This window comes from Bartonella sp. AA78NXGY, assembly GCF_042197005.1.
In the GTDB taxonomy this organism is placed as follows: domain Bacteria; phylum Pseudomonadota; class Alphaproteobacteria; order Rhizobiales; family Rhizobiaceae; genus Bartonella.
The window spans coordinates 1-508 of sequence record NZ_JBHIRI010000121.1; the positions used below are offsets into that span (position 1 = coordinate 1).

Sequence of the window (508 nt, forward strand, 5' to 3'; positions counted from 1 at the left end):
CAGCTTCCTCTGATTTCTTCTGAGCGGCTTCTGCTAAACTTTTACTAGCTTCTCCTCCTTCACGAACCGCTTGTCTATCTGCTTGCAATGCTTGCTCTGCTGTGACCTTCGCTTCGTTGGCTATTCTAGATGCTTCAGACGCCTCTTGTTGTGCCTGCGTGGCTGTTACTGTTGCGCTATCTGCTGTACTTTTCGCGGTTTCTGCTAAACCTTTTGCTTCTTCTGAGACGCTCTTCGAAGAAATCGCTGTTTGGTTAACTTCATTCGCTAATCTCTCTAAGCTGTCCGCTTTAGATTGCGCATCGCTAGCCTCTCTTACAGCTTGCTCTACTTTGGCTGTTGCTTTATCAACGGCACTTTTTGCTTCCTCCGCTATCCCCTTCGCTTCAGACGCCGTTTGCGAAGCTTGTTCCACGCCTGTTTTCGCCGCTTCTGCAACTTTCTCAACTGACGCAACAGATGCTTTAACTTCATCACAAACACCCTTTGACTGTTCTGAAAGAGCCTT

At 47.8% G+C, this 508-nt stretch carries 1 pseudogene; it reads right to left on the reverse strand.

Annotated features, from left to right (window positions below):
• A pseudogene (locus ACFINL_RS09970) lies at nucleotides 1-508 on the reverse strand (hypothetical protein); the annotation flags it as partial.